General features: G+C 73.9%; 21 protein-coding genes. 15 read left to right on the forward strand and 6 right to left on the reverse strand.

Going from position 1 to position 21,185, the window contains the following annotated elements; all coding sequences use genetic code 11:
- From ACL02T_RS32630 to ACL02T_RS32645, 4 genes are all read left to right on the forward strand, one after another.
- Positions 1–265 (forward strand): aminotransferase class III-fold pyridoxal phosphate-dependent enzyme (locus tag ACL02T_RS32630; protein WP_412834670.1); only part of this gene is annotated, 265 nt, incomplete at its 5' end.
- 94 nt (positions 266–359) lie between these two features.
- Positions 360–1,130, forward strand: coding sequence for a response regulator (locus ACL02T_RS32635; protein WP_412834713.1), 771 nt, complete (start codon positions 360–362; stop codon positions 1,128–1,130).
- A gap of 34 nt (positions 1,131–1,164) precedes the next feature.
- The gene (locus ACL02T_RS32640) at positions 1,165–2,505 is read left to right on the forward strand and encodes a HAMP domain-containing sensor histidine kinase (RefSeq protein WP_412834671.1); all 1,341 of its coding nucleotides are present in this window, start codon (positions 1,165–1,167) and stop codon (positions 2,503–2,505) included.
- Positions 2,502–2,807: a hypothetical protein gene (locus ACL02T_RS32645; RefSeq protein ID WP_412834672.1), complete on the forward strand. Its 306-nt coding sequence runs from the start codon at positions 2,502–2,504 to the stop codon at positions 2,805–2,807. The genes ACL02T_RS32640 and ACL02T_RS32645 overlap by 4 nt, the downstream gene beginning before the upstream one ends.
- A gap of 31 nt (positions 2,808–2,838) precedes the next feature.
- On the opposite strand, the gene ACL02T_RS32650 is transcribed toward ACL02T_RS32645, so the two are convergent.
- Entirely contained in the window at positions 2,839–3,219 is a 381-nt protein-coding gene (locus ACL02T_RS32650; protein ID WP_412834673.1) for a DUF3040 domain-containing protein, read from the reverse strand.
- A 306-nt stretch (positions 3,220–3,525) separates the two neighbouring features.
- On the opposite strand from ACL02T_RS32650, the gene ACL02T_RS32655 reads away from it, so the two are divergent.
- The 4 genes from ACL02T_RS32655 to ACL02T_RS32670 all read left to right on the forward strand — a co-directional run bounded on the left by ACL02T_RS32655 (position 3,526) and on the right by ACL02T_RS32670 (position 8,195).
- Entirely contained in the window at positions 3,526–4,386 is an 861-nt protein-coding gene (locus tag ACL02T_RS32655) for an ABC transporter ATP-binding protein (RefSeq protein WP_412834714.1), read from the forward strand.
- Positions 4,383–6,017 (forward strand): efflux permease Rv1217c-related protein, encoded by a 1,635-nt coding sequence (locus tag ACL02T_RS32660; RefSeq protein WP_412834674.1) that lies wholly within the window; start codon positions 4,383–4,385, stop codon positions 6,015–6,017. Before ACL02T_RS32655 ends, ACL02T_RS32660 begins: the two co-directional genes overlap by 4 nt.
- Before the next feature lie 297 nt (positions 6,018–6,314).
- Positions 6,315–6,869 carry a DUF6328 family protein gene (locus ACL02T_RS32665; RefSeq protein WP_412834675.1) on the forward strand — a complete coding sequence of 185 codons (555 nt, stop codon included), beginning with the start codon at positions 6,315–6,317 and terminating at the stop codon, positions 6,867–6,869.
- Between the two features lie 51 nt (positions 6,870–6,920).
- Positions 6,921–8,195: a cation:proton antiporter gene (locus ACL02T_RS32670; RefSeq protein WP_412834676.1), complete on the forward strand. Its 1,275-nt coding sequence runs from the start codon at positions 6,921–6,923 to the stop codon at positions 8,193–8,195.
- Between the two features lie 52 nt (positions 8,196–8,247).
- On the opposite strand, the gene paaE is transcribed toward ACL02T_RS32670, so the two are convergent.
- Genes paaE through paaA form a run of 5 tightly spaced genes read right to left on the reverse strand, consistent with a single transcriptional unit; the run spans position 8,248 to position 12,211 of the window.
- A complete protein-coding gene (gene paaE / locus ACL02T_RS32675) occupies positions 8,248–9,363 on the reverse strand; it encodes a 1,2-phenylacetyl-CoA epoxidase subunit PaaE (RefSeq protein WP_412834677.1) in 1,116 nt (371 codons plus the stop codon).
- 1 nt (position 9,364) lies between these two features.
- Positions 9,365–9,898, reverse strand: a complete 534-nt coding sequence (paaD, locus tag ACL02T_RS32680) for a 1,2-phenylacetyl-CoA epoxidase subunit PaaD (protein ID WP_412834678.1) — start codon at positions 9,896–9,898, stop codon at positions 9,365–9,367.
- Positions 9,892–10,842, reverse strand: coding sequence for a 1,2-phenylacetyl-CoA epoxidase subunit PaaC (paaC, locus tag ACL02T_RS32685; RefSeq protein ID WP_412834679.1), 951 nt, complete (start codon positions 10,840–10,842; stop codon positions 9,892–9,894). The genes paaD and paaC overlap by 7 nt, the downstream gene beginning before the upstream one ends.
- Positions 10,839–11,225, reverse strand: a complete 387-nt coding sequence (gene paaB, locus ACL02T_RS32690; RefSeq protein ID WP_412834680.1) for a 1,2-phenylacetyl-CoA epoxidase subunit PaaB — start codon at positions 11,223–11,225, stop codon at positions 10,839–10,841. The genes paaC and paaB overlap by 4 nt, the downstream gene beginning before the upstream one ends.
- Entirely contained in the window at positions 11,222–12,211 is a 990-nt protein-coding gene (gene paaA / locus ACL02T_RS32695; protein WP_412834681.1) for a 1,2-phenylacetyl-CoA epoxidase subunit PaaA, read from the reverse strand. Before paaA ends, paaB begins: the two co-directional genes overlap by 4 nt.
- 339 nt (positions 12,212–12,550) lie before the next feature.
- Here paaA and glnT point away from each other — a divergent pair, with 339 nt between their 5' ends.
- The 7 genes from glnT (at position 12,551) to ACL02T_RS32730 (ending at position 21,142) form a co-directional block, all read left to right on the forward strand.
- Positions 12,551–13,921, forward strand: coding sequence for a type III glutamate--ammonia ligase (gene glnT / locus ACL02T_RS32700; RefSeq protein WP_412834682.1), 1,371 nt, complete (start codon positions 12,551–12,553; stop codon positions 13,919–13,921).
- Between the two features lie 26 nt (positions 13,922–13,947).
- Positions 13,948–14,916, forward strand: coding sequence for a class II glutamine amidotransferase domain-containing protein (locus ACL02T_RS32705; RefSeq protein WP_412834683.1), 969 nt, complete (start codon positions 13,948–13,950; stop codon positions 14,914–14,916).
- Positions 14,913–15,608: a GltB/FmdC/FwdC-like GXGXG domain-containing protein gene (locus ACL02T_RS32710; protein ID WP_412834684.1), complete on the forward strand. Its 696-nt coding sequence runs from the start codon at positions 14,913–14,915 to the stop codon at positions 15,606–15,608. The genes ACL02T_RS32705 and ACL02T_RS32710 overlap by 4 nt, the downstream gene beginning before the upstream one ends.
- Before the next feature lie 8 nt (positions 15,609–15,616).
- Complete coding sequence (locus ACL02T_RS32715; RefSeq protein WP_412834685.1) at positions 15,617–17,038, forward strand: FMN-binding glutamate synthase family protein; 1,422 nt, start codon at positions 15,617–15,619, stop codon at positions 17,036–17,038.
- The gene (locus ACL02T_RS32720; protein ID WP_412834686.1) at positions 17,035–18,237 is read left to right on the forward strand and encodes an NAD(P)/FAD-dependent oxidoreductase; all 1,203 of its coding nucleotides are present in this window, start codon (positions 17,035–17,037) and stop codon (positions 18,235–18,237) included. The genes ACL02T_RS32715 and ACL02T_RS32720 overlap by 4 nt, the downstream gene beginning before the upstream one ends.
- Positions 18,238–18,484: 247 nt before the next feature.
- Positions 18,485–20,266 (forward strand): BCCT family transporter, encoded by a 1,782-nt coding sequence (locus tag ACL02T_RS32725; protein ID WP_412834687.1) that lies wholly within the window; start codon positions 18,485–18,487, stop codon positions 20,264–20,266.
- A gap of 183 nt (positions 20,267–20,449) precedes the next feature.
- Positions 20,450–21,142: an SDR family NAD(P)-dependent oxidoreductase gene (locus ACL02T_RS32730; protein ID WP_412834688.1), complete on the forward strand. Its 693-nt coding sequence runs from the start codon at positions 20,450–20,452 to the stop codon at positions 21,140–21,142.
- Positions 21,143–21,185 lie beyond the last annotated feature (43 nt).

Here is a 21,185-nt window from a genome sequence, read left to right on the forward strand (position 1 = left end):
GCGCGAGGCGTTGCTGCGCCTCGCGTTGCCGGCGGGTCCGGGCGAGATCGTGGTCCGGGGCCGCGGCCTGGCCTGTGGCCTGAGCTTCCGCGTGCCGGAGCGGGCCGAGGCGGTCGCGGAGGCCGCGTTCGAGCGCGGGCTGATCGTCGAGACGTCCGGTCCGCTCGGCGAGGTGGTCAAGGTGATGCCCCCGCTCACCGTCACCGACGCGGAGCTCGACCACGGCGTGGGCGTGCTCGCCGCGGCGATCACGGCGACGACCTGACGATACGCTGACGATCCGGGCGACACGGGCGGTTTCGCTGGCTCCTGCTTCCCGCACGGCGTCTGATCGGAGCACCATGTCCTCGATGACGTCGATGCCGCGCCCCGGATCCGCCCCCGCGACCGCACCGCGGGCGGATCGCCCCGCCCGGGCCGAGGTGCGCGACCGCCTCCTCCTGGTCGACGACGACGGTCGGATCCGCCAGGCCCTCTCGCTCGCGCTCGACGACGAGGGCTTCGCAGTGACGACCGCGTCGTCCGGCGAGGAGGCGATGGCCTCGCTCGGCCAGGAGACGGTCGACCTGGTGCTGCTCGACCTGATGCTGCCGGGGACGGACGGGCTGACGGTGTGCCGGCACCTGCGGGCGCAGGGCGACCTGCCGATCATCATCATCACGGCGCGCTCGGACTCGGCGGACGTCATCGACGGGCTGGAGGCCGGCGCGGACGACTACGTCACGAAGCCGATCGTGGCGGGCGAGCTGGCCGCGCGGGTCCGGGCGCTGCTGCGCCGCCGGCGGCCGGGCACCCACTCCGCGGAGCTGCGGGTCGGCGACATCGAGATCCGCCCGGACGAGGGCGTCGTCCGGGCGCACCGCGGGCCGGAGCCCACGGACGTGCACCTGACCCGCACCGAGTTCCGGCTCCTCGTCGAGCTCGCCTCGGCGGGCGGGCGGGTCGTGACGCGCGAGGACCTGCTGCGCCGGGTGTGGGGCTACGACTACCTCGGCGACACACGACTGCTCGACGTGCACGTGCGCCGGCTGCGCCTGAAGATCGAACCGGATCCGGACGACCCCACGCTCGTCCTCACCGTGCGCGGCGCGGGCTACCGGGCCGCCGGCCGGTCCGATGGCGACGACTAGGACGCCGCGGGCACGCGGGCTCCTGAGCCGGCGGGTGCCCCTGCGCTGGCGGGTGGCCATCGCGTTCGCCCTCGTCTCGGTGGCGATCACCGGCCTGCTCGCCGCGGTGACCTGGCACCTCGCGTCGAGCTTCCTGCTGGCCAAGCGCGAGGAGGGGGCGATCAGCCAGGCCGCCGTCGACGCGCGACTGGTACAGGAGGCGCTGCGCAGCCCCAACCCGGGCGGCTCCGAGGACCTGCTGACCGGGCTCGCCGGGGGCGGCGACATCACCGTCGCGATCCGCCGCGACGGCACCTGGACCACCAGCGGCCGCACGCTCGACGCCGATGCCGTGCCGGACGGCCTGCTCGCCCTCGCGGGCTCCGGGACGGCGGCGCGGCAGCGCATCGTGGCCGGGGGGACCCCTGTGCTGGCCGTGGCGCTCCCCCTCAGCGACGGGATCTACCTCGAGCTCGTCCCCCTCGCCGAGCTCGACTCGACCCTGCGGTTCCTCAGCTGGGTGCTGGTGGCCGGGGTCGGCGTGGGCGGGCTGCTCGGGCTGGCGCTCGGCGGGTGGGCCGGAGGCCGCGCGCTGCGCCCGCTCACCGACCTGCGCGATGCAGCCGGCCGGATGGCGGCGGGTGACCTCGACGCCCGGCTCCCCGAGCAGGACGACGCCGACCTCGCCCCGCTGGCCGTGACCTTCAACCGCACGGCCGAGGACCTCCAGCGCCGGGTCCGCCGCGACGCCCGGTTCGCGGGCGACGTCAGCCACGAGCTGCGCTCCCCGCTGACCACGCTGGTCAACGCGGTGGCCGTGCTGCGCCGCCGCCGCGACGAGCTCCCGCCCACGGCACGTCAGGCCGTCGACCTGCTCGACGCGGACGTGCACCGCTTCCGAAAGATGGTCACCGACCTGCTGGAGATCTCCCGCGACGAGCGCATCGACGAGCGTGACCTGGAGGTGTGCGACATGGTCGACATCGTGAACCACGCGGTGGCCGGCCGCTCGGGCATCGCGGTCGAGGTCGTGGGGGCGCCCCCGAAGGTGAAGGTCGACCGCCGCCGGCTCGACCGGGTGATCGGGAACCTGTTGGACAACGCGGAGCATCACGCGGGCGGGGCCGTGCGGGTCGGCGTGTCGTCGGTGAGCGACGGTGTGCGGGTCGAGGTGGACGACGCGGGGCCGGGGATCCCGCCCGAACTGCGCGAGGAGGTCTTCGAGCGGTTCGCCCGCGGGACCAGGGCCGGACGCCGGGACGACAACGGCGGGACGGGGCTCGGGCTGGCGCTCGTCGCCCGGCACGTCCGCGCCCACCACGGCCGGATCCGCGTCGAGGACAGCCCGCCCGGCGGCGCGCGGATCGTCGTCGAGATCCCGGGGGGCCCCGCATGAGCCGCCGGACGCGCCGGGCCGCCGCCGGGCGCCTCCTGGGAGCCGCCCTTCTGGTGTGGCTGCTCACCGGCTGCGGCGTCACCACCGAGGACGAGCCGGAGCCGATCGACCCCACCATGGTGCCGCTCACACCGACCCCCACCGTGACCGTCGTACCGGACACCCCTGCCACGCGCCCCGCCGTCGACCTCGTGCCGCCGACACCGGTCCCCGGCCCGGTGCTCCCCGCACCGGCACCCGCACCGACACTCACCCCCCTGCGGACACCCCTGCCGACACCCCTGCCGACACCGGCGCCCTGACTCCGCGCCGGGCGCCCCGCCTGCGCGGGGGTCAGGGGTCCGGCTCCCGCCGACGTCGGCTGCCCCGCCCCGCGAGCCCGACCCACGACCGGATCTTCGGGTCGGCGAGCAGGAGCAGGAAGAGCGGGAGGCCGACCATGAGGAGAAGCACGAGGACCAGCCCGAGCCACTCGGCGGGCAGCAGCACCAGGAGGACGACGAGGACCACCAGGGTCTGCACCGCCCGGTCGACCGTGAGCCATCTCGGCCGGGCGCTCGCGGGATCCGTGGACAGCCTGTCGCCCAGGGTGGGGTCGCTGGCCTGCAGGTCCGAGCCCAGCTGCGCGAGGACCTGCTTCTCGCGCTCGGTCAGGGGGCGGGCCGGGTCGGGCTCGGGCGGGGGCGGCGAGGGCGGCGGGGACGCGGTCGGCATCGGTCCTCCCGGACACGTCGGCGGCACGATCGCCGACCAGACTTCCCGGCACGCCCCGGCCCACTGTACCGGAATGTCCGTTTCGGGCCAGGTGGTCACGCCGGCCGGACGCTTCCGGTGCGACCGACGGCGGCGCTACACTCCACGATCAGGTGCGCCGGGAAGCCTGGTCGGCAGCAGTGATCGTCGTCGTGCTGGTGCCGGAGGTCCCCCGTGTCGTCGCCTGCCCCCTCCCCCGTGTCGTCGTTCTCCCCGTCCGCCTCGCGTGCCCCGGCACCGGACGGGCCGGCCGTCCGGACCGAGGGGTTGTCCAAGCGCTACGGGCGCACGGTCGCCCTCGAAGAGCTGGACCTGACCGTTCCGGCCGGGGAGGTGTTCGGTTTCCTCGGGCCCAACGGGGCCGGCAAGTCGACGACCATCCGCCTGCTGCTGGGCCTGGCCCGCCCGACCGCGGGCCGGGCGTGGGTCTCCGGCGTCCCGGCCCTCGACGTTGCCCGCGCGCACCGCCACCTCGCCTCGGTGCCGGCGGACGTCGCGCTGTGGCCGCAGCTCACCGGGGCCGAGACCCTCGACCTGCTCGGCAGCCTCGGCCCGGGCACGGACACGGCGTACCGGGCGGAGCTGGTCGAGCGGTTCGCGCTGGACCCGTCGCGGCCCGCGCGGACGTACTCGTCGGGCAACCGGCAGAAGGTCGCGCTGGTGGCCGCGTTCGCGACGCGGGCACCGCTGCTCGTGCTCGACGAACCCACCAGTGGCCTGGACCCGCTGATGGAGCAGCAGTTCCAGCACGCGGTACGGGAGGCCCGGGAACGCGGCCAGACGGTGTTCCTCAGCTCGCACCAGCTGGCCGAGGTGGAGGCGGTGTGCGACCGGGTCGGGATCCTGCGCGCGGGCCGGCTCGTCGAGGTCGCCGAGGTGTCCGCGCTGCGGGCCCTGCACCGCACCGAGGTCGAGGCGGTGTTCACCGGCCCGGCGCCGGCGCTGGACGGGCTGCCCGGGGTGGCCGACGTCGAGGTGCCGGGCCCGGGGCGACTGCGGTTCACCCTCGTCGGGCCGCCCGCCGCGGCCCTGCGTGCCCTGGCGGCGGCCGAGCTCGACGGCCTGCGGGTGCGCGAGCCCGGCCTCGAGGAGATCTTCCTCGGCTACTACGGCAGCGAGCCCCGGTGAGCACGCTCGCCCTCCGGGCCCCGGCCGGGCAGCCGGTCCGGGTCCCGTGGACGGCCGTGGCCGGTCTGGTCGCGCGTCGCATCCGGCTCGGGGCGGGCGCCCTGGTCGGCGCGGCGATCGGGATGAGCGCGATCGTCGCCGTCACCTACGACGGTGTGGTCGCCGACGCCCCCGGTGGTGCGGCCGCGCTGTCGGTGCTGGCGGAGAACCCGGCGATCCGCACCCTGTTCGGTGAGCCGGTGGCACTCGACGCCGCCGGCGGTTTCACGGTGTGGCGGACCGGCGCGGCGCTCGGCGTGCTGCTCGGGATGTGGGCGCTGCTCACCACCACCCGGTTGCTGCGCGGCGAGGAGGACTCCGGCCGGTGGGCGCTGCTGGCCGCCGGCTCCACCCCGGTCGGCCGGCTGACCGCGGTCGTGCTCGCCGTCGTCGCCGCCGTTCCCGCGGCGGCGGGCCTCGGCGTGACGATCGCGCTGGTGGCGGCCGGGACGCCGGTCCGCGGCGCGGTGCTGCACGGGGTGGGTCTGGCACTGACCGGGACGGTCTTCGCCGGGCTCGGTGCCCTGGCCGCGCAGCTGTTCGGGCGCCGGTCCGCCGCCGCGGGCGCGGCCACGGCCGTCCTGGCGGCCGGGCTGCTCGCGCGGATGGTCGGCGACGGGGTCCCCGCCCTCGGGTGGCTGCGGTGGCTGTCCCCGTTCGGGCTCACCGCGCAGGTCGCGCCGTTCCACGCCGACCGGGCCGGCCCGCTGCTCGTGCTCGCCGCGGCCGTGCCGATCCTCGCGGTCACGGTCCCGTGGCTGGCCGGGCGCCGCGACGTCGGCGAGGGACTGCTGCGCCCCGTCCGTCCGCGACGCCGGCACCGCGGCCTGCTCGGCTCGCCGGAGGCGTTCGCGACCCGCACCGCGCTCGCCCCCTGCTCGGGCTGGGCGCTGGGGGTCGGGGCGTACTACCTGCTCGTCGGCCTGCTCACCGTGTCGCTGACGGGTTTCCTCACCGACAACGCCTCCTTCGCCGAGCTGGCCGCGCGGGCGGGGTTCGGCGGTCTGGGCCACGCCGCGGGATACGCGGCGACGCTGTTCGCCCTGCTGCCGATGCCGGTCGGCGGGTTCACGGCCGTCCGGATCGGCTCCCTGGCCGCCGACGAGTCCTCGCGGCGCCTCGCGCTGCTGCTGGCCGGGCCGCTCACGCGCACCCGGCTGCTGACCGCGCACGCCGTCGTCACCGCAGCGGGGGCTGCGCTGCTCACGGTGGTCGCGGGGTCGGCCTTCTGGCTGGGTGCCGTGGTCGTCGACGCCCCGCTCGGGCTCGGCGACGCGCTCGCCGGCGCGCTCAACACCCTGCCGGTGTCGCTGCTCGGGCTCGGTGCGGCGGTGCTCGCGCTCGGGCCGGCGCCGCGGCTGACCGTCCTGGCCGGGGCGCTCCCGGGGGTCGGCGGCTTCCTCTGGCTGGTGACCGCGCAGAGCGTGGGCGCCCCGCCGTGGGTCGCCGGGCTCTCACCCTTCGCACACCTGGCCGCCGTGCCCGCCGAGCCGGTCTCGGCCGGCGCGACCGCGGTCCTGCTGCTCGTCACCCTCGCACTGGCCGGCCTCGGCGCCGCGCACTACCGGCAGCGGGACGTCCGCACCGCCTGACCGCCCGGCACCGTCCCGCCGGGCCCACGGCCTGACGAGTTCCTGACGAACCGGGCGGAACGGTCCGCAGCGGGCCCGCCGGACGGTAGAACTGTCGACGGGTGGCCGGCGGATCCACGGACCGCGGCGCGCAGCAGTCTCGCCGGCTCCCGGTCCCGATCCGGGTGGCCGTCTGGGGAGCGCGGCCCGGCCCGGACGCGCCGAGGTCGGTGCGAGACCCTTTCCGGGACCGGGAGTGCGGCCTGCGGTCCGTCGGCCACCCACGTTCCGGCCGACCGGGAGGCGGGTGAGCGCGGCGTGTCCGAGGAGGACCGGCCCCTCGGCGACGACGAGTGGAACCGCGAGGCCCGCGGCGAGTCCCCGGTCGAACGCCTCGACCGCAACTGGCGGGACCTCCTCCAGGAGCTCCGAGTCGTCCAGCTCGGGGTCCAGCTGCTGACCGCGCTCCTGCTGACCGTCCCGTTCCACCGCTCCTTCCTCGAGCTGCTGCCCCGGCAGGTGGTCGTGTACGTCGTCACGGTGTCGTCGGCGGTCGTGGCCACGGGGTTGCTGGTCACCCCGGTCGTCGTCCACCGCACCGTCTTCCGCCGCGACGGCCGGCGGCCGATGGTCGCGGCGGGGCACCGGCTCGTGGTCGCCGGCCTGAGCGTGTTCGGGCTCGCGCTCGTCGGGGTGGTCGAGCTGATCACCGACCTGGTCCTCGGCCCGACCGCGGGCGTCCTCGCGGCCGGCGCGGCCCTGCTGTTCTTCGCGACCCTGTGGGGTGTGATCCCCGCGCTCGTCCGCCGCCGCCTGCGCATGGTCGCGGCGCCAACGGGTACCTCGCCCCCCGGACCCGGACGGCATGCCTGACGCTCCGGGTCCGGCTGCTTGCAGGAGTCGTCCTGCCCGGCGGGAGCGCGGGTGCCGGACGAGGACGCCCAGACCGAGGGAGGACGGACGCCGGTGATCCCCGTGCTCGCGTTCGGCGTGGTGCTGCTGATCAGCGTCCTGCTGTCCGGACTGGCCGCCCGCACGGTGCTGTCCACCGCGCTGCTCTTCCTGGTCGGCGGGGTGATCATCGGGCCGGCGGTGCTCGACCTGATCGACATCGACCCGCAGAGCGGGACCATCCGCACCATCGCCGACCTGGCGCTGTTCACCGTGCTGTTCACGGACGGCCAGCGGGCGAACCTGCCGGCGCTGCGGGAGGGCTGGCGCCTCTCGGGCCGTGCGCTCGGCCTGGGCATGCCGCTGACGATGGTGCTGGTCGCGCTGCCGGCCCACTACCTCGCCGGCCTGGACTGGCTCACCGCCCTGCTCGTCGGGGCGGTCCTCTCCCCCACCGACCCCGTCTTCGCCGCCGCCCTGGTGGGCAAGCAGGCCGTGCCGCTGCGCCTGCGCCGGCTGCTGAACATCGAGTCCGGGGTCAACGACGGGCTCGCCCTCCCCTTCGTGCTGATCTTCCTGGCCCTCGCCCAGCACGAGCCGACGCACCCCGGCGCGATCCTGGCCGAGCTCGCCGGCGGGCTGGCCCTCGGCGTCGCGCTGCCGCTCGTCGTCTCCCTGCTCCTGCGGCTGCCGTTGCTCGGCGCGGAGGCCCGCCTGCAACCCCTCGGCCCGCTCGCGATCGCGGTGATCCTCTACGGCCTGTGCAGCATGACCCACGCCAACGACTACCTCGCCGCCTTCGCGGCGGGGTCGACGATCGCCACCCTCAACCCGGCGGCCGCGGAGCGCTTCGAGCGCTTCGGCGATCTGCTGTCGGAGATCGCGAAGTTCGCCGCGCTGCTCGTCTTCGGGACGCTCATCACGCTGGACCGCCTCGCGCTCCCCGGCGTCGGCGGCTGGATCACCGCCGTCCTCGCCATCCTGTTGATCCGGCCCGCGACCGTGCTGCTGTCCCTCTGGCGCAGCGACATGCCCTTCCGCGAACGCGCCACGGCCGCCTGGTTCGGGCCCAAGGGCTTCGCCTCGGTCGTCTACGGGCTGCTCGTGCTGCAGTCCGGCATCCCGGCCGGCGAGGAGGTCTTCGCCCTGGTCGTCGTGACCATCGCGCTGTCGATCGTGCTGCACTCCTCGACCGACGTCCCCGTGGCCCGGGCGTTCGACATGGAGGAGATGGCACCGGCGTTGAACCTGCCCGGCGGCGACCGCAGCCGCCATCCCCCGGACCGCCCGGAGGACGACCCGGGCTGACCCCGCGGGCCAGGTCCTCGACCTCGACCGGCGCGTCGGACGTCGAAGCCCCTCAGACGTCGAAGTCCACGGTGACCGTGTCCGAGACCGGCAGGGTCTGGCAGGTCAGCACGAACCCGGCCGCGACCTCCTCGTCCTCCAGGGCGAAGTTGCGGCGCAGGGTGACCTCGCCCTCGGTGACCCGGGCGCGGCAGGTGCCGCAGACCCCGCCCTTGCAGGCGAAGGGCAGGTCGCCGCGGACCTTCTGCGCCGCGTCGAGCACCGGCTCGGTGCGGGGCAGCGTCAGCTGCGTGGACCGGCCGTTGAGCACGACCGTGACCTCGCTGCCTCGGCCGGGTTCGGCGTCGCCGTCGTCCTCGGCGCGGTGCACCTCGGGCGGGGGCTCGTCGACGTAGAACAGCTCGCGATGGATCCGCTTCCGGTCCACCCCGAGCTCGCCCAGCACCGCGACGGCGTCCTCGGTCATCCCGAGCGGCCCGCACAGCCACCAGTGGTCCACGCCCTCGGTGTCGACCAGCGAGCCGAGCAGGATACGCATCCGCCCGGCGTCGAGGCGACCGTTGAAGATGTCGGCCTCGGTCGGCTCGCGGGACAGCACGGTGAGCAGGTGCAGCCGCGGGCCGTAGGCGTTCTTGAGGTCGGCGATCTCCTCGGTGAACATCACGGTGTCGGTGCGGCGGTTGCCGTACAGCAGCGTGACCCGGGTGTCGGGGTGCGCGGCCAGCAGTGACGCCGCGATCGACAGCACCGGGGTGATGCCGGACCCGGCCGCGATCAGCCCGTGGTGGGTGCCCGCGGCGAGGTCGGGGGTGAACGACCCGGCCGGCGGGCCGACCTCGATCTCGGCGCCGGGCTCGAGCCGGTCGACCAGCCACTCGGAGAACAGGCCGCCCTCGACCCGGCGCACGCCGACCCGCGGCGCCGCGCCGGCCGGGGCGCAGATCGAGTAGGAGCGCCGCTCCTCCCCCGCCTCGGTCTCCAGCCGCAGGGTCAGGTACTGCCCGGGCCGGAAGGCATAGTCCGCGCGCAGCTCGTCGGGGACGGCGAAGGTGACGGCCACGGCGTCCTCGCACAGCCGCTCGACGTCGGACACCCGCAGCCGGTGGAAGCCGGAGGCCCGCGGGACGGCGACCTCGGTGTCCGGACCGGCGGAGGCGGTGGTGGTCACCTCAGATCTCCTTCATGTGCTCGAAGGGCTCCCGGCACGACGGGCAGCGCCGCAGCGCCGTGCAGGCGGTCGGGCCGAAGCGGGAGAACTCCTCCGTCGTCGGCGCGTCGCAGCGCGGGCAGCGGACCTGCACGGTCTGCACGGTCGGGGCGTCCAGGGTGAGCGGGATCGGGCCTGCGGACCGCGCGGGTGCCTTCCCGGGCGGGGCGACACCGGCCGCGGCGAGCTTGCGGCGGCCGGCCTCGCTGATCCAGTCCGTGCTCCACGCCGGCGAGAACACCGTGCGGACCTCGACCGAGGTGTAGCCCGCCTCACCCAGGGCGATGCGGATGTCCTCGCGCATGACCTCGACGGCCGGACAGCCGGAGTAGGTCGGCGTGATCGTGACGACGACGCGGCCGCCCCCGTCCCCGGGCTCCTCGGCGACCGACCGGACCACGCCGAGGTCGTCGAGGGTCAGCATCGGCATCTCGGGGTCCACGACCTGCGCGACGACGTCGCGCGCGCCCGGGTCGGGACGCACCTCGGTCACCATGTCGCCCCCTCGTGCCGGCGGGCGAGGCTCTGCAGCACGTCGAGCACGTGCCCCAGCTGCTCGGTGTGGACGCCCTGCCGACCGCCGCGGCCGGCGATGGTGCCCGTCCCCGGGACCTGCGGACGGGTCAGCGTGGACCGGGTGAGCACCTGGTCGAGCACGGCGTCGACCTCCCCGCGGGTCGCCGCCGGGTCGACCGCGACCCCCGCCGCGACGAGCCGGCGCTCCTCCTCCGAGGTGCGGAACAGCTCCTCGGCGAAGGGCCACACCCACTCCACGGCGGACTGCATCCGCCGGTGCGACTCCTCGGTGCCGTCGCCCAGCCGCAACGTCCAGCGGGCGGCGTAGTCGCGGTGGTAGGTCACCTCCTTGACCCCCTTGTCCGCGACCGCTGCGACGACCGGATCGGCCGAGTCCCGGAGCCGGTGCAGCAGCGCGAGCCGCCAGGTGGCGAACAGGAGCAGGCCCGCGATGCACCGGGCGAAGTCCTGGTCGTCGGGCTGCTCGACCAGGGCCACGTTCCGGAACTCGCTCTGCTCCCGGAAGAAGGCCAGCCGGTCCTCGTCACGGGCCTCGCGCCCCTCGACGAGCCCCTCCGCGTGCCCGGCCCGGGAGAGCAGCACCCGGGCCTGGCCGAGCAGGTCCAGCGCGATGTTGGCCAGCGCGACCTCCTCCTCCAGCTCGGGCGCGTTCGCGACCCACTCGGAGAGCCGGTGGCTGTAGACCAGCGCGTCGTCGCCCAGCATCTGGCAGTACGCCGCCAGATCGGCCGCGTCGACGCCGGGGGGCAGCGGCGCGGTGATCTCGGCCCCCCCGAGACCCAGACCGTCGTCGACGCCGGCGCCGAACGCCCAGCGCGGGTCGTCGTGCGCGGTGGTCTCCGACAACGACCGGTAGGCGTTCGTCGCGTCGTGCTCACCCTGGTGCACCTCGTGGGGGCTCACAGGTGCGGCACCTCCTCCGGGATCGCGTAGAAGGTCGGGTGCCGGTAGACCTTGTCGCCGGACGGCGCGAAGAACGGGTCCTTCTCCGCCGGGCTCGACGCGGTGACGTCCTCGGCCTTGACCACCCAGATCGACACGCCCTCGTTGCGCCGGGTGTAGAGGTCGCGGGCGTTGTGCAGCGCCATCTCCGCGTCCGCCGCGTGCAGCGAGCCCACGTGGACGTGGTTCAGCCCGCGCTTGCCGCGCACGAACACCTCGTACAGCGGCCAGGTCCGGCGGCTCGGCCGCGCGTCCTGCCCGGTCTCGACCCCCGTCGTCGGGACGGCGCCGTGGCCGCCCTCGGCGGTCACGTCGGTGACCTGCTCGTCGTCGCTCGGGATCATGCCGACACCTTCCTCGCCGCCTGCTCGTCCGCAGCCTGGTGTTTGTCGGCGTACGCCCGCGCCGCCTCGCGCACCCACGCCCCGTTCTCGTGCGCGCGGCGCCGGTGCGCCAGCCGCTGGGCGTTGGCCGGCCCGGCCCCGGTGATCACGGCCTTGAACTCCGACCAGTCCGGCTCACCGAAGTCGTGCGCCTGCCGCTCGTCGTTCCACCGCAGCTCCGGATCCGGCAGCGTGACGCCCAGGGCCTCGGCCTGCGGGACGGTCATGTCCACGAACCGCTGGCGCAGCTCGTCGTTCGTGTGCCGCTTGATGTTCCACGCCATCGACTGCCGGGTGTTCGGGGAGTCCCCGTCGGCGGGCCCGAACATCATCAGCGACGGCCACCACCACCGGTCCACCGACTCCTGCACCATCGCCTGCTGTTCCGGGGTGCCGTTCACCATGGCCAGCAACAGCTCGTAGCCCTGCCGCTGGTGGAACGACTCCTCCTTGCAGATCCGCACCATCGCCCGCGCGTACGGCCCGTAGGAGCAGCGGCACAGCGGGACCTGGTTGCAGATGGCGGCGCCGTCGACCAGCCAGCCGATCACGCCCACGTCCGCGTAGGTCAGGGTCGGGTAGTTGAAGATCGACGAGTACTTCTGCTTCGCCGAGATCAGCTTCTCGGTGAGCTCCTCGCGGTCCACGCCCAGGGTCTCCGCGGCCGCGTACAGGTACATGCCGTGTCCGGCCTCGTCCTGCACCTTCGCCAGCAGGATCGCCTTCCGGCGCAGCGAGGGCGCCCGGGTGATCCAGTTGCCCTCCGGCTGCATGCCGATGATCTCCGAGTGCGCGTGCTGCGCGATCTGCCGGATCAGCGTCCTGCGGTACGCCTCGGGCATCCAGTCCCGCGGCTCGATCCGCTGGTCGGCGTCGATCGTGGCCTGGAACGCGGCCTCGAGATCAGGCTCGAACGCGTGGTGGGAGCGCTCGTCGGTCGCGGTCATCGCGAACCTCCAAAACCGAATGTTCGTTCGTCTGATGATGGCGCACGCCTCGCGCGGATGCAAGGTGGCGGAGCCCATCCCTCGGAGACGGACGGCAACCGAACGATCGTTCGCGCCGGGGCCCTCACCCCTCCACTCGCAAGAGGGATGCGAAACAGGAACGACACACGCGGTGCGACTGCTCGTGACACACGCCATGTTTCCTCATAGTTGACCTTGATTCTTACTGCGAGACATTCGCGTCCGTCCGTCCTGCACCATTCCGCCGGCACCCCGCACGTGGACAGGTTTCTTGGTCAGAGACTAAGTTTCTCGTTGCGACACGATGAAGGGACCACGATGGCCACCGACACCTCCACCCTCGCCCGCAGCGAGCCGGTTCCGGCCGGCTCGCCCGCCCCGGCCGTCGCGCCGTCGCTGGCCGAGCGGGCCCGGGCCGACGGCGTCCGGTTCCTGCTCGCCCTGTTCGTCGACCTCACCGGCAAGCCGTGCGCCAAGCTGGTGCCGGTCGAGGCGGCGGACGGGCTGCAGCACGAGGGCGTCGGGTTCGCCGGCTACGCGGTGGGCGCGATCGGGCAGCAGCCGTGCGACCCGGACCTGATCGCGGTCCCGGACCTCGCCGGCTACACCCCGCTGCCGTGGGTCCGCGAGGGCCTGGCGCTGGTGCACTGCGATCCGCACGTCGAGGGCCGCCCGTGGCAGTTCGCCCCGCGGGTGATCCTCAAGAAGCTCCTCGCCGAGGCGAAGGCCCGGCAGCTCGAGCTGTTCGCCGGCGCCGAGGTGGAGTACTTCCTGGTCCGACGCGGCGCCGACGGCACCCTCGCGCCGGCCGACAGCCTGGACGTCGAGGCCCGCCCCTGCTACGACGCCCGCGGCCTGACCCGCATGTACGACCACCTCACCGGGATCTCGGCCGCGATGAACGCCCTCGGCTGGGGCAACTACGCCAACGACCACGAGGACGCCAACGGCCAGTTCGAGCAGAACTTCGCCTATGCCGACGCCCTCACCACCGCCGACCGGGTGATCACCGCCCGCTACCTGATCTCGGTCCTGGCCGAGCAGCGCGGCATGACCGCGACCTTCATGCCCAAGCCCTTCGCCGACCGCACCGGCTCCGGGATGCACCTGCACCTGTCGCTGTGGTCCGACGGGTCCCCGCGCTTCCCGGACGCGACGGACGCCCGCGGGTTCGGTCTCTCCGAGCTGGCCTACCGGTTCCTCGGCGGCATCCTCGACCACGCGCCGGGCATGCAGGCCGTGCTGGCCCCCACGGTGAACTCCTACAAGCGCACCGGGGCCACCTCGACCCGGTCCGGCGCGACGTGGTCCCCGCGCCGGGCCACCTACGGCGGCAACGACCGCACCCACTACGTGCGGATCCCCGACCACCACCGCATCGAGCTGCGCGGCGGGGACGGCTCGGCCAACCCCTACCTCGCGCTCGCCGCCGCGCTCGCCGCCGGTCTGGACGGCATCGCGCGCGAGACCGACCCCGGCGCGCCGGGCGCGGTCGTGCGCCCCGAGCTGCCGCCGACGCTGCTGCACGCCGTCGAGGCCCTCGCCGCCGACCCGGTCGTCACCGCCGGGCTCGACGCGGCCGGACCCGGCGTCGCGGAGTACTTCGCCTCCCTCAAGCGCGAGGAGTTCTTCGACTGGCACGCCACCGTCGGCTCCTGGGAGCACGACCGCTACCTCACCGCCTTCTGACCATCACCACCGAGAGGAGACGGCCCGTGTGCGGGATCGTCGGACTCCACCTGCGCGACCCGGAGCTGTACCCGCAGCTCGGCCGCCTGCTGGAGACCATGCTGTGCCAGGTCGTCGAGCGCGGCCCCGACTCGGCCGGGGTCGCCGTCTACGGCGACCGCCGCCGCTGCCCCGAAGGGCACGCCGCGGTGTCGGTCCTGCTCCCGGCCGACGTGCCGGTGGACCAGACCGGCGGCGCGGTGCGCGCCGCGCTGGAGGGCGCCCCCGAGGTGCTGGTCACCGAGGCCGGCGACACCACCGTCCTCGCCGCCCCGGTCGCCGCGGACGTCCTGGTCGCGGCCGTGCGCACCGCGGTGCCGGCGGCAACGGTGGTGGGCTCGGGCACCGACCTCACCGTCTACAAGGGCACCGGTCACCCCCGGGACCTCGCGGCCACCTACGACCTGGCGGACGCCCAGGGCTGGCAGGGGCTGGCGCACACCCGGATGGCCACGGAGTCCGCGGTCACCCCGGAGGGCTGCCATCCCTTCTCCGTGGGACCCGACCAGTGCCTGGTGCACAACGGGTCGTTCGCCAACCACGCCACGATCCGCCGCGAGCTGCTGGCCGCGGGGCACGTGTTCGACTCGGAGAACGACTCCGAGGTCGCTGCCCGGTTCGTCGCCGACCGGCTCGCCCAGGGCGAAAACCTGGACAAGGCGCTGCGCCTGGTCTGCGAGCGCTTCGACGGCTTCTACACCCTGCTCGTGACCAGCGCGGGCGGCTTCGCCGTGGTCCGCGACGCCATCGCCTGCAAGCCCGCGATCATCGCCGAGACGGACGCGTGGGTGGCCATGGCCTCGGAGTTCCGCGCGCTGGCCGAGCTGCCCGGTATCGAGCACGCCCGCCTCTACGAGCCCGAGCCCGAGCGGGTCTACGCCTGGCAGCGCAGGACCGAGCGCCGGACCGGTCCCCGGACCGTCGGCACCACGACCAGCGAAGGAGCGACGCCGTGACGGCGACCGTCGAGACCACGCGGACCCCCACCGTCGTCGATCTGGCCACGACGCCGGTCCGCGAGCTCAACGCCGAGCTCCACGCACCGAAGGCCACGCACTACGCCGTGCACCACCCGCAGGGCGCGCACGCGATCGCCGCCGGGGTCGCCGCGCCGATCACGATCGACGTCCACGGCCACGTCGGCTACTACGCGGCGGGCATGAACGACGGCGGCACGATCACCGTCCACGGCAACGCCGGCACCGGCGTCGCGGAGAACATGATGTCCGGCACCGTGCGGGTCGCCGGCGACGCCTCGCAGTCCGCAGGTGCCACCGCCCACGGCGGGCTGCTGGTCGTCGAGGGCTCGGCGTCGATGCGCTGCGGCATCTCGATGAAGGGCGTGGACATCGTCGTCGGCGGCGACATCGGCCCGATGAGCGCGTTCATGGCCCAGGCCGGGCGGCTCGTCGTCTGCGGCGATGCCGGCGCCGACCTCGGCGACTCGATCTACGAGGCCCGGATCTACGTCCGCGGCACGGTCGCCTCCCTCGGCGCCGACTGTGTGGAGAAGGAGGTGCGCGCCGAGCACCGCGCCGAGCTCGCCGAGCTGCTCATCGCCGCCGGCCTGCCGCACGACCCGGCGGAGTTCCGCCGCTACGGCTCCGCACGCCGGCTCTACCACTTCGCCTCCCACAACACCTACTAGGAGCAGCCATGATCGACCCTGCTCTGCGCGAGCAGCAGCGGTTCGACTCACTCCGTGAGCAGCACCGATTCGACTCACTCCGTGAGCAGCACCGATTCGACTCACTCCGTGAGCAGCACCGATTCGACTCACTCCGTGAGTCGGCCACGTTCGACCGCGCCACCATCGCCGGGATCCAGCGCGCCGCCGCGACCGGCGTCTACGACATCCGCGGCTGGGGCGCCAAACGTCGCCTCCCCCACTTCGACGACCTGCTCTTCCTGGGTGCCTCGATGTCCCGGTACCCGCTCGAGGGCTACCGCGAGCGCTGCGACACCGACGTCGTCCTGGGCGACCGCCACGCCAGGTACCCGCTGCACCTCGACATCCCCGTCACCATCGCCGGTATGTCCTTCGGCGCCCTCTCGGCCCAGGCCAAGGAGGCACTGGGCCGCGGCGCCTCCGAGGTCGGCACCTCCACCACCACCGGCGACGGCGGCATGACCGCAGAGGAGCGCGGCCAGTCCAAGCACCTCGTCCACCAGTACCTGCCCTCGCGCTACGGGATGAACCCGACCGACCTGCGCAAGGCCGACGCCATCGAGATCGTGCTCGGCCAGGGCGCCAAGCCCGGAGGGGGTGGGATGCTGCTCGGGCAGAAGATCTCCGACCGGGTCGCCGGGATGCGCACCCTGCCCCCGGGCATCGACCAGCGCTCGGCGTGCCGGCACCCGGACTGGACCGGCCCGGACGACCTCGCCGTCAAGATCCTCGAGCTGCGCGAGATCACGGACTGGGAGAAGCCGGTCTACGTCAAGATCGGCGCCTCCCGCACCTACTACGACGTCAAGCTGGCCGTCGCCGCCGGCGCCGACGTCGTCGTGCTCGACGGGATGCAGGGCGGCACCGCCGCCACCCAGGAGGTGTTCATCGAGCACGTCGGCATCCCCACCCTCGCCGCCGTCCCGCAGGCCGTGCAGGCGCTGGCCGAGCTCGGCCTGCACCGCAAGGTCCAGCTGATCGTCTCCGGCGGGATCCGCACCGGTGCGGACGTCGCCAAGGCCATGGCCCTGGGCGCCGACGCCGTGGCCATCGGCACCGCCGCACTGATCGCGTTGGGCGACAACGACCCCCGCTACCAGGCCGAGTACGAGAAGCTCGGCTCCGCCGCCGGGTTCTACGACGACTTCCAGGACGGCCGCGACCCTGCCGGCATCTCCACCCAGGACCCCGAGCTCACCGCCCGTCTCGATCCGGTCGAGGGCGGCCGGCGGCTGGCGAACTACCTGCGCGTGCTCACCCTGGAGGCCCAGACGATCGCCCGCGCCTGCGGCAAGGCCCACCTGCAGCACCTCGAGCCGGAGGACCTCGTCGCCCTGACGGTCGAGTCCGCCGCCATGGCCCGCGTGCCGATGGCGGGCACGAGCTGGATCCCGGGGAGCGAGCGATGAGCGGCACCACTGCCGAGGTCGTGATCGTCGGCGGCGGGCTCGAGGGGTGTGCCGCGGCGTGGGCGCTGACCCGGCGCGGGGTCACCGACGTGGTCGTCGTCGAGCGGGACACGGTGGGGTCCGGCGGAACCGGCAAGTCGTCCGGCGTCGTCCGCTGCCACTACGGCGTGTCCTCGCTCGCCGCGATGGCCAACCAGGCCCTCGAGGTGTTCGAGAACGCCGCCGAGATCCTCGGCGAGGACGTCGGGTTCCACCGGACCGGCTACGTCGTCGGCGTCGGCCCGGAGAACGTGGAGGCCCTGCACGCCTCGATGGCCGACCAGCGCGCCGTCGGGGTGCGTACCGAGGACATCGACGTCTCCGAGGTGCAGAAACTCTGGCCGGTCGCCGACCTCTCCCCCTTCGCCGCGTTCGCCTGGGAGGAGCGCGGCGGCTACGGCGACGCGTACCGGACCGCCCAGGCCTTCGCCGCTGCCGCGCGCCGCGCGGGCGTCCGGCTCCGGCAGAACACCACCGTCACCGAGATCCTCACCGACGGCGACGGCATCGACGACCGGGCCACCGGGGTCCGGCTCGCCGACGGCTCCGAGATCCGCGCGGGCGCGGTCGTGCTCGCCGCCGGCCCGTGGTCGGTGCCCCTGCTCGCCGCGCACGGCATCGACCTGCCGATCACCGTGCACCGCGAGCAGATCGTGCTCATCGACCCCGGCCGGGACCTCGGCCGCGTCCCGGTCTTCTCCGACCTGGTGTCCCTGCAGTACGTACGGCCCGAGAGCGGCGGCGAGATCCTCTTCGGCAACTCCGACCTGGCCGAGCTCGAGCCCGCCGACCCGGACCACTACTCGAACCGGGCCACCGCGGCGTTCCTGGACCTGACCGTCGAGAAGGTCGGCACCCGCTTCCCCGGCCTGCACGACGCCTCGATCGCCTCCACCCACGCCGGCTGCTACGACGTCACCCCGGACTTCAACCCGGCCATCTCGGCCACCCGTATCGACGGCCTGGTCGTCGCGGCCGGGTTCTCCGGGCACGGGTTCAAGATCGCTCCCTCGGTCGGTCGGCTCGTGGCCGACCTCGTCGTCGACGGCACCAGCAGCCGGCCCGACGTCCCCGAGGCCGACTTCCGCCTCTCCCGCTTCGCCGACGGCCTGCCGCTCCGCAGCCCCCACCCGTACGTCGGCGCCGGCGAGATGCGCTGAGCCCGGCCGACGGGATCGAGGAGCACCCACGTGCGTCCACCCCTGCGCCCCGACGGTGCGGCGGGGGCAGGCGGTGCGGGTTGATCACGGGCCGGCGGCCCGGCGGACCGCCGTCCGCGGCGCGCCACGGAACGCGGGGCCTGTGAACCGACCCTTGACGCGCGCCCTCCGCGGTCGACACTCGAACGGACACGGAGTCGGAACCTACGCATTCCGCACCGTGCCCTCGAGGGAAGGGAACGCAGCGATGGCAGTCAAGGAACCCGGCACGGGTCGGGGTCCGGTCACGGAGCCGGGCCCGGACGACACCGACGGCGTCGTGACCGCTCACGGTTCCGGGAGTGCCGAACGGAGGCACCCCACCGACCGGGTCGTGTTCGGCGTCGCCGCGGTGCTCGTCGTGGCGTTCATCGTGTGGGGCATCGCCGCCACCGACAACCTCTCGACGGTCTCCGGCGCGGTGCTCAGCGGGATCATGAACTCGGGCGGCTGGTTCTTCATCCTGGCCGCCAGCGGCTTCGTGGTGTTCGCCCTCTGGCTCGCGATCAGCCGCTACGGCCGGATCCCCCTCGGCTACGACGGCGAGGCCCCGGAGTTCCGCACCAGCTCCTGGGTCGCGATGATGTTCTCCGCCGGGATGGGCATCGGCCTGATGTTCTTCGGTGTGGCCGAACCACTGTCCTTCTTCACCACGCCCCCACCGGGAACAGCCGCGCCGGGCACGGCAGGTGCCCTCGACGTGGCCATGGCCACCACGCTGTTCCACTGGACCCTGCATCCCTGGGCCATCTACGCCGTCGTCGGACTCGCGATCGCCTACGGCACCTTCCGCCGCGGTCGCAGCCAGTTGATCTCCTCCGCCTTCGCCCCACTGCTGGGCACCCGGCGCACCGAGGGCCCACTCGGCAAGGCCATCGACATCTTCGCCATCTTCGCCACCCTGTTCGGCTCCGCCGCGTCGCTCGGCCTCGGCGCCCTGCAGATCGGCGGCGGCATGACCGTCCTCGGGTGGATGGACGGCCCCGGCACCGGGCTGCTCGTCGCGATCATCGTGGTGCTGACGATCGCGTTCATCGCCTCCGCGGTGAGCGGCGTGGCCAAGGGCATCCAATGGCTGTCCAACATCAACATGGTGCTCGCCGCCGTCCTCGCCTTCTTCGTCTTCGTCGTCGGCCCGACCGTGCTGATCCTCAACCTGCTGCCCGGCAGCGTCGGCCACTACCTCGCCGACCTCGCGTCCATGGCCGCCCGCACCGGCGCCGACGGGCCCGAGACCGCCGAGTGGCTGCAGAGCTGGACGGTCTTCTACTGGGCCTGGTGGATCTCCTGGACCCCGTTCGTCGGGATGTTCATCGCGCGCATCTCCCGCGGCCGCACCATCCGGCAGTTCATCGCGGGCGTCATCCTCATCCCCAGCGTGGTCTCGCTGGTCTGGTTCGCCATCTTCGGCGGTGCGGCGATCTCCGCCCAGCAGGCCGGCAACGACCTCGCCGCCGGCGGGCAGGAGGAGAAGCTGTTCGGGCTGCTGCAGTCCTTCCCGGTCGGCTCGGTGCTCAGCGTCGTCGCCATGCTGCTCGTGGCGATCTTCTTCGTCTCCGGCGCCGACGCCGCCTCGGTCGTCATGGGCACCATCTCGCAGAAGGGCTCCATCCAGCCCGGGCGCGGCATCGTGATCTTCTGGGGCACCGTCATGGGCGCCATCGCCGCGATCATGTTGCTGGTCGGTGGCGACGACGCACTGACCGGCATCCAGAACATCACGATCATCATGGCCCTGCCCTTCGTGATCATCATGGTGCTGCTGTGCGTCTCGCTGTGGAAGGACCTGCGGTCCGATCCCCTCATCCGCCGCCAGGTCCGCGCCGGCAAGGCCGTCGAGCAGGCCGTCCACTACGGGATGACCGCGCACCAGGGCCAGTTCGTCCTCAACGTCAAACCCATGACCGCGACCGACGCCGTCCACCAGGCCGAGGCCCGCGGCGGACACACCGTCCTGCCCGGCGAACCCGGTCCCTCCGACCGGGGCTGAGCAGCCCGCAGCGCGGCCCCGGCGTCGTGCGCCCGTCGCTGCTCGAGCGTGACGTCGCCGGCCGCGCCACGACCCTCCTCTCCGCGACCCCTCTCCGCGACCCCTCTCCGCGACCCCTCTTCGGGACGCCCTCTTTGGGACACTCCTCGCACAGATCGTCCGGACCACGGGAGGAGGTACGCGATGGGAAGCACGACGGACCGCCTCGTCGTCGTGACCGGTGCCGCCGGCGCGCTGGGGCGAGCGGTCGTCGCCGAGTTCCTCGGCGCCGGGCGCGAGGTCGTCGCACTGGACCGCCCGGGTGACCCGCTGGACGAGGTCGGCCGCCTCGACGGGGTCCACCCGGTCGCAGCCGGCCTGTCCGAGCCCGACGAGGTGGCCGCCGCCTGGTCGACCATCGACTCGATCGGCGCCCCGGACGTGCTCGTGGCACTCGCCGGCGGCTTCCGCCCCAGCTCGCTCGCCGAGCTCACCGAGGACGTCTGGGATGCGATGTGGCAGTCCAACGTCGCCTCCCTGGTGTGGTGCGCCAGGGAGGCGGCCGCCCGGTTCGGCGCCGCGGGTGGGGGCGCCATCGTCACCGTGGGCTCGAAGACCGCGGTGAGCGGCGCGGCTCCGCTCGCACACGCGACGAGCAAGGCGGCGGTGGTGCGGATGACCGAACTGCTGGCCGAGGAGCTCCGCCCCCAGCGGATCCGGGTCAACGCCGTGCTGCCGTCGGTGATCGACACCCCGGCCAACCGCACGTGGATGTCACCGGACCTCGCCGCCCGAGCCGTCAGCCCGGAGGCGATCGCCCGCGTGATCGCCTTCCTCGCCGGACCGGACGCCGCCCCGATCAGTGGAGCCCGGATCCCGGTCTACGGAGACGCCTGAGCCCTGGTCGGCCAGCACCTGGATCTGGGCGGCGATGGCCTCG

Origin of the sequence: Pseudonocardia oceanicola, from assembly GCF_047200735.1 — a bacterium.
Lineage (GTDB): Bacteria > Actinomycetota > Actinomycetes > Mycobacteriales > Pseudonocardiaceae > Pseudonocardia.

Coding starts and splice junctions, on each gene's coding strand:
- ACL02T_RS32635 (WP_412834713.1), top strand. CDS start 360: ATGCCGCGCCCCGGATCCGCCCCCGCGACCGCACCGCGGGCGGATCGC.
- ACL02T_RS32645 (WP_412834672.1), top strand. CDS start 2,502: ATGAGCCGCCGGACGCGCCGGGCCGCCGCCGGGCGCCTCCTGGGAGCC.
- ACL02T_RS32650 (WP_412834673.1), bottom strand. CDS start 3,219: ATGCCGACCGCGTCCCCGCCGCCCTCGCCGCCCCCGCCCGAGCCCGAC.
- paaD (WP_412834678.1), bottom strand. CDS start 9,898: ATGGTGACCGAGGTGCGTCCCGACCCGGGCGCGCGCGACGTCGTCGCG.
- paaB (WP_412834680.1), bottom strand. CDS start 11,225: ATGATCCCGAGCGACGACGAGCAGGTCACCGACGTGACCGCCGAGGGC.
- paaA (WP_412834681.1), bottom strand. CDS start 12,211: ATGACCGCGACCGACGAGCGCTCCCACCACGCGTTCGAGCCTGATCTC.
- glnT (WP_412834682.1), top strand. CDS start 12,551: ATGGCCACCGACACCTCCACCCTCGCCCGCAGCGAGCCGGTTCCGGCC.
- ACL02T_RS32715 (WP_412834685.1), top strand. CDS start 15,617: ATGATCGACCCTGCTCTGCGCGAGCAGCAGCGGTTCGACTCACTCCGT.
- ACL02T_RS32720 (WP_412834686.1), top strand. CDS start 17,035: ATGAGCGGCACCACTGCCGAGGTCGTGATCGTCGGCGGCGGGCTCGAG.
- ACL02T_RS32725 (WP_412834687.1), top strand. CDS start 18,485: ATGGCAGTCAAGGAACCCGGCACGGGTCGGGGTCCGGTCACGGAGCCG.
- ACL02T_RS32730 (WP_412834688.1), top strand. CDS start 20,450: ATGGGAAGCACGACGGACCGCCTCGTCGTCGTGACCGGTGCCGCCGGC.